This window comes from Ruminococcus sp. 210702-SL.1.03, from assembly GCF_020559915.1.
Taxonomy (GTDB): domain Bacteria; phylum Bacillota; class Clostridia; order Oscillospirales; family Ruminococcaceae; genus YE71.
On sequence record NZ_JAJCLZ010000006.1, the window covers coordinates 120,642 to 126,809 of the forward strand.

Sequence of the window (6,168 nt, forward strand, 5' to 3'; positions counted from 1 at the left end):
GACTAAATTATTTGCTCAGATATTTTTGCAGGCTCTCTGCCGCCCACTGCGCGTGGCGGTAGCCGTGATCGTACAACCGCATAAGCTTTGCGGGGTCGTTTTCGGTGCGGTGTATCAAAAGCTCTTTTTTGGGGTAGAATACGAAAGCTTTTCCGCTCGCGCGAAGCTGTTCCAGCTTTTCGGCGTCTTTATTATAACGTTCAGCACGGCTCTCCATCATCTCACAAAACTGCGTATATTTGCCGTAGGCCATTTTTATGAGCTTCTGCGCAGGCTCGGGCTTTTTGCGGTAGCCGCGTTCGCGCGTTGAGATAATTATCAGCTTGTCGCAGCCGTCTGCAATGGCTCTTTCAAAAGGCAGCGAGTCGGCAATGCCGCCGTCCATATACTTCCTGCCGTTTATCTCGATAGGCGGGAAGAGCAGCGGCAGGGCGCAGCTTGCGCGCAGGTATGTGAAGTTTATATCGTCGCGCGGGGTGTCGGGGTAGCAGGCTTCGCCCGTTTCGAGGTCGGTCATTACCGAAATGCACTTGCCCTTGAAATTCGCGAAAGCATCAAAGTCAAAAGGCAGCAGCTTCTGCGGAACTTCGCCGTAAACGTAATCGAGGTTGTAGAAGCTTTTGTTATTTCTATCCAGCATATGCCGCACGCCCGAATATTTGGGTGTCCACATATATTTGCTGATAAGCTCGCGGTTTCTGCCCTCTTGCAGCGAGCAGTATGATACTCCGAAAGCTATGCCTGCCGAAACGCCGATGAAGTAATCGGCAACAACGCCTTGGTTCAGCAGCGCGTCGAGCACGCCCGCCGAGTAAACTGTACGGCTCGCACCGCCCTCGGCAATTATACCTAACATACAGATATTTCCTGCCTTTCTTGTTAAACTACATTAAAAATATTATAACACATTTCTGTACAAAATGCAATAATGAATTTAATTTATTTTACACGCTTTTCGCAATTTGTCAAAAAAGTTCGCGCGGCGGGGGAATGTGGAGCAAATGTCGAAAAAAATTGCCGCCAGCTACTTGATTTACTTAGTAAAATGTGTTATGATAGTGTATGAATAATGTATTCACGGCTATAATTCGATGAAAAATACAAATAATACTTTTACAAAAGAATTTGAAAGATGCATTTGAAAGGATTGATAATTATATGCAGCCCGAAAAGACAAGGATAAGGCAGAAGCGTTTGCAGATACAGCAGGGGGTCATCTCGATAGCGTGTCTGGCGCTGATAGTTTTCGTTTTCTCATGGCTCATAAATACCGCAGTCACCGGCAGAAAGCACGGTCTGCTGCCCGCTTCGGCAGGCAAAAACTCTTCTTCGCAGGCTGAGGTGACAATGAAGAAAAAGAACACCTCTTCCGCGGCTTCAAGCTCGGCGGCTGAGAGCAAGGCTGATACCTCCTCGCAGGATAACTCTTCGGCGGACGACAGCGCGGCTGTTTACGACGGCGCCGCTATGAAAGATGATTTCTCCGACGCCTGCTTCATCGGCGACTCGCGCACGCTGGGTCTTGGGCTGAACTGCGATAAGGCAAAGGCTGATTTCTACGCCTCACAAGGTCTGAACATCAGCTCGGCGCTCACCGATCAGGTGATAGAGCTGCAAAACGGCAACATGGGCACGGTGCTCGAAGCCGTAGCGCAGAAAGAATATAAGCGCATATTCGTTATGTTCGGCATAAACGAGCTAGGCTGGCCTTACCCCGAAAACTTCGTTGAAAAGTACGAGGAGCTTATCGAGGGCATAAAGGCGGCTCAGCCGAACGCCTCGATATACGTTCAGTCGATACTGCCCGTGGCGGCTTCGGCTGTAAATAACGACGCGGTATTTACAAACGAAAACATCAACGCTTTCAACGCGTATGTTGAGCAGGCGGCAAACGAAACGGGCGTGAATTACCTAGATATAAACGGCTATTTCAAGGACGACAGCGGTATGCTGCCCGAGGACGCCGCGGCTGACGGTATACATTTCGTAAGAGCTTACTGCCTGAAGTGGATAGACCTGCTGGCATACCTCGTTCCCCAGCCTGCTAACGGTTAAGTCAATCATCAAACGCATATAACGCATACAGAGAAAGGAAAAGTATCATGAAATTCAGAAAAAGTATCTGCATATTCGCGGCTGCCGTAATGGCGGCTTCAATGCTTACCGCCTGCGGCGGCGACGATAAGGACAGCGGCAGCAAGAGCGCTGATTCAGCAGCGGCCGTACAGGCTGACCCCGCTGCTTCTGCCGAGGACTTTGCGGCTAATCTGCGCAGCGGCATAACCTACGTTGACGACCTCAACACCATCTCGGCTGATATGATAGAAAAGCTTTACGGCATTTCGGCGGACAAGTATTCCAGCGCCGCAGTTTATGTCGGCGGAGTTTCTACCGCTGAGGAGATCGCCTGCTTCGACGCAGTTGACGAAAGCGCCGCTTCCGACATCCTCGCCGCCTGCGAAAAGCGCATAGAGGATCTCAAAACGCAGGTAGAAAGCTATAATCCCGACGAGCTGCCGAAGCTCAATACGCCCGTTCTGCTCACTAAAGGCAACAGCGTTTATATGTGCCTGAGCAATGATAACGACAAGGCGGAAGAGATAATCGGCTGATAAAATTTAAGCCTTAAAACGCACGCGCGCCCGCTATGGCAGTTTACGCGTGCGTATTTATGTATAGGAGTATAGGAGAAACTCAAATATGGTATTTTCTAGTATGGTATTTCTCTTCGCCTTTCTCCCCGCTGTGCTGGTGCTGTATTTCATAGCGCCGAAAAAACTGAAAAACACCGTGCTTTTTGTAACGAGCCTGTTTTTCTATGCGTGGGGAGAGCCGAAGTATATACTGCTGATGCTCGCTTCGATAACGGCGGCTTACGTCACGGGAATTTTCGCCGATAAGCAGAAATACGGCAAGAGCAAGGCTTTCGCTGCCACCCTCGCGGCGGTGATCTGGAACATCGGTCTGCTCGCGATATTCAAGTATTCCGACTTTTTCGTAACCAACGTAAACTCGCTCTTCGGTGCGCAGATAAAGCTGCCGGGGCTGGCGCTGCCGATAGGCATTTCGTTTTACAGCTTCCAGTCGCTCTCTTACGTTATCGACGTTTACCGCGGCGAGGTAAAGCCGCAGAAGAATTTCATCACGCTGGGCACATACGTCGCGCTGTTCCCGCAGCTTGTCGCAGGCCCTATCGTGCGGTATATCGACATCGAGAAACAGCTCGGCGAGCGCAGCTTTTCGGCAGACCAGTTCGCGGCGGGCGTAAAGCGTTTTGCCGTAGGTCTTGCGAAAAAGGCGCTGCTTGCGAACAACATCTACGCGCTATTTAACGAGATAGCGGCGGCGGACAGCTCGCAGCTTAGCGTTGCGGCGGCTTGGATTAGCGCGCTGGCTTACACTTTCCAGATCTATTTCGACTTCTCGGGCTACTCGGATATGGCGATAGGTCTCGGAAAAATGTTCGGCTTCGACTTCCTCGAAAACTTTAATTACCCGTATATCTCAAAGTCGATAACCGAGTTTTGGCGGCGCTGGCATATGTCGCTCTCGGGCTGGTTCCGCGACTACGTTTATATCCCGCTGGGCGGCAACCGCAAAGGCAGGGTGCGTCAGTGCGTTAATATCATGATAGTTTGGTGCTTGACGGGCTTTTGGCACGGCGCTAACTGGAACTTTATCCTTTGGGGACTGTATTTCGGCGTGCTGCTGCTGATAGAAAAGCTGCTGCTGAAAAAGGTGCTCGATAAGCTGCCCGCGGCGGTGAGCCATATCTACGCACTGCTGCTGATAGTTATAGGCTGGGGAATTTTCGCATACGAAGATACCGCGCAGCTAACGGCTAATTTCAAGAATATGTTCGGCTTCGGCGGACTTCCGCTATGGAGCGCGCAGACGGGTATGTGGCTGATGCAGTACCTGCCGCTCATCGCGGTGCTGGTGCTCGGCTCTACGCCCGTGATAAAACAGCTCGGCGCTTACCTCAACGAAAAGTGCCCGCGCGTGTACCAGCTCGCGCTAGAGCCTGTAAGCGTGGCGGCTATGCTGATAGCTTCCACAGCGTACCTCGCTTCCGGCTCGTTCAATCCGTTTCTGTATTTCAGATTTTAAGCAGGGAGGAGTTTTAAGCTATGAAAAATAAAGAAAACAAGCGCTCAAAAGCCTCCTGCATACTGCTCTCGGCAATATTCATCGGCTACGTCGCGGCGTACACGCTGGGAACTTTTCTCATAAAAGACCGCGATTTTTCCGAGATGGAGAACCGCACGCTTGCGCAGAAGCCCGAGCTTACCACCGAAAAGGTTTTTTCGGGCGAGTTTGAGAGCGGTTTTGAGAGCTATATGTCTGACCAAATATTTGTAAAAGACGCAATGATGTCGTTAAAGACCTGCTGCGATTATTTCTCGGGCAAGACTTATCAAAACGGCGTTTACTTCGGCAAAGACGGCTTTATGCTCCAGCGTTATACGCAGAACACCGCGCAGGTGGAGAAAAATATCTCGTATATCAATACTTTTGCCGATAAGCTGGGCAAGCCCGTGGACTTTATCCTAGCGCCGAACGCCATCGACCTCAACGCCGATAAGCTGCCCGCAGGCGCTGTTACCGACGATCAGGACGAAACAATCGCGCTGGTGCAGAGCAAGCTTTCGCAAAACGTTACGCTTTTCAGCGCCCGCGATACGCTCGCTGACCTGCAAAAGCAGGGCGTTCAGGCATACTACCGCACCGACCACCACTGGACTTCCTCGGCGGCGCGCGCGGTCTGCGACGCTTGGCTGAACACCATCGGCTACGCGGGTACGGGCGATGAGTACGAGTACCGCGCAGTGCCCGATTTTTACGGCACACTCTACTCGAAAGCCCCCGCCTCGTTCGTAAAGCCCGATACTTTCGGCTACTTCACGAACAAGTCGGCGAAATACACCGTGAAATATGAGAAGGAAAACAAATTCGCCTACGATATTACAGATACGAGCTATCTTACCAAAAAGGATAAGTACGCTTCCTACCTCGGCGGAAATTTCGCCCAGCTCAAGATAACTTCTGACTCGGCGGAGCGCGGAAAAGAGAAAATACTGGTTCTCAAGGACTCTTACGCCAACTCGATGGTGCAGTATCTCGCCGATAAATTCGACGAGGTGTACATGGTCGATCTGCGCTACTCGCACTTCGACGCGGTGAGCGAGATGGTCGAGAAGTACGGCATAGACCGCGTTCTGCTGGTCTACAACGTCGATTTCATCAACGAGGACACAAATTTCATTTGGCTGGAGTAATTCTGACGGACGATATTTGAACAAAATAACGCAAATTTATCCCCCGTGCGGCGGTTTTTCAGACCTGCGCGGGGGATTTTTTACGCGTTTTTATGCTGATCTATGACTTGGAAGATATTTCGAGCGTGGAACTATCTGCAAATTTCGTTTACCCTGCCGATTGACATTTTGTGCCGCGCAAAGTATGATTAAAGTTGGGGAAAGCCCCGTTTCAGACTGCATTTCGCGCGGTACGGCTTAGCCGCGTTGGCAGAAAAACAGGGAGATGAATATACTGATAATGACAAAATTCGGCAGAAAGGCGGGCGGAAAATGCTTATGCCAAGCGAAGTCATAATAGCGCTGCTGAGCCTTTGCGGCACGTTTCTCGGCACATTTTCAGGAATACGGCTGATGAGCTACCGCATCGAGCAGCTTGAAAAGCGCGTGAATGAGTACAACAACACAAAACTGAGAATGTACGAAACTGAGAAAAAACAGGCAATAGATGAGAATCGTCTCGCCGTGTGCGAGCGCAGGCTCGATACTCTCGAGCACGATAAGGAGTGTGAGCATTGAAGCAGAAATTAGCAAAACTGGTAGACGTAAAATCGCTGGTAACACTCGCGCTGACGGGTGTTTTCTGCACGCTTGCATGGCGCGGAACGGTTTCGGCGGCGCAGTTCGTTACGATATTCACCACGGTGATCGCGTTCTATTTCGGCACGCAGCACACAAAATCGCAGAGAGGGGAGGGCGGCGATGAAAAGGGGCATTGACATATCATACTGCCAAGGCTCGCCCGACTTCGCGAAAGTGCGCGGCGCGGTCGATTTTGTGATAATGCAGATCGGCTACGGGCGTTACGCGGGGCAGATAGACAAGACTTTCGCGCGCAATTACAGCGAGT

The 6,168-nt window shown here is 51.0% G+C and carries 7 protein-coding genes; 6 read left to right on the plus strand and 1 reads right to left on the minus strand.

The window, feature by feature from the left end; all coding sequences use genetic code 11:
- Nucleotides 1-7 precede the first annotated feature (7 nt).
- Nucleotides 8-856 carry a patatin family protein gene (locus LI114_RS05230; RefSeq protein ID WP_227219757.1) on the minus strand — a complete coding sequence of 283 codons (849 nt, stop codon included), beginning with the start codon at nucleotides 854-856 and terminating at the stop codon, nucleotides 8-10.
- 302 nt (nucleotides 857-1,158) lie between these two features.
- Here LI114_RS05230 and LI114_RS05235 point away from each other — a divergent pair, with 302 nt between their 5' ends.
- The 6 genes from LI114_RS05235 (at nucleotide 1,159) to LI114_RS05260 (ending at nucleotide 6,037) form a co-directional block, all read left to right on the plus strand.
- Nucleotides 1,159-2,055, plus strand: a complete 897-nt coding sequence (locus LI114_RS05235; protein WP_227219758.1) for a GDSL-type esterase/lipase family protein — start codon at nucleotides 1,159-1,161, stop codon at nucleotides 2,053-2,055.
- Nucleotides 2,056-2,102: 47 nt separating this feature from the next.
- Nucleotides 2,103-2,612: a DUF4358 domain-containing protein gene (locus LI114_RS05240; protein ID WP_227219759.1), complete on the plus strand. Its 510-nt coding sequence runs from the start codon at nucleotides 2,103-2,105 to the stop codon at nucleotides 2,610-2,612.
- Between the two features lie 88 nt (nucleotides 2,613-2,700).
- Nucleotides 2,701-4,110, plus strand: coding sequence for an MBOAT family O-acyltransferase (locus LI114_RS05245; protein WP_227219760.1), 1,410 nt, complete (start codon nucleotides 2,701-2,703; stop codon nucleotides 4,108-4,110).
- 20 nt (nucleotides 4,111-4,130) lie between these two features.
- Entirely contained in the window at nucleotides 4,131-5,279 is a 1,149-nt protein-coding gene (locus LI114_RS05250; protein WP_227219761.1) for a DHHW family protein, read from the plus strand.
- A 318-nt stretch (nucleotides 5,280-5,597) separates the two neighbouring features.
- A complete protein-coding gene (locus tag LI114_RS05255) occupies nucleotides 5,598-5,837 on the plus strand; it encodes a hypothetical protein (protein WP_227219762.1) in 240 nt (79 codons plus the stop codon).
- Nucleotides 5,834-6,037 carry a hypothetical protein gene (locus LI114_RS05260; protein WP_227219763.1) on the plus strand — a complete coding sequence of 68 codons (204 nt, stop codon included), beginning with the start codon at nucleotides 5,834-5,836 and terminating at the stop codon, nucleotides 6,035-6,037. The genes LI114_RS05255 and LI114_RS05260 overlap by 4 nt, the downstream gene beginning before the upstream one ends.
- The last annotated feature ends 131 nt before the right edge of the window (nucleotides 6,038-6,168 follow it).

Coding starts and splice junctions, on each gene's coding strand:
- LI114_RS05230 (WP_227219757.1), bottom strand. CDS start 856: ATGTTAGGTATAATTGCCGAGGGCGGTGCGAGCCGTACAGTTTACTCG.
- LI114_RS05235 (WP_227219758.1), top strand. CDS start 1,159: ATGCAGCCCGAAAAGACAAGGATAAGGCAGAAGCGTTTGCAGATACAG.
- LI114_RS05240 (WP_227219759.1), top strand. CDS start 2,103: ATGAAATTCAGAAAAAGTATCTGCATATTCGCGGCTGCCGTAATGGCG.
- LI114_RS05245 (WP_227219760.1), top strand. CDS start 2,701: ATGGTATTTTCTAGTATGGTATTTCTCTTCGCCTTTCTCCCCGCTGTG.
- LI114_RS05250 (WP_227219761.1), top strand. CDS start 4,131: ATGAAAAATAAAGAAAACAAGCGCTCAAAAGCCTCCTGCATACTGCTC.
- LI114_RS05255 (WP_227219762.1), top strand. CDS start 5,598: ATGCCAAGCGAAGTCATAATAGCGCTGCTGAGCCTTTGCGGCACGTTT.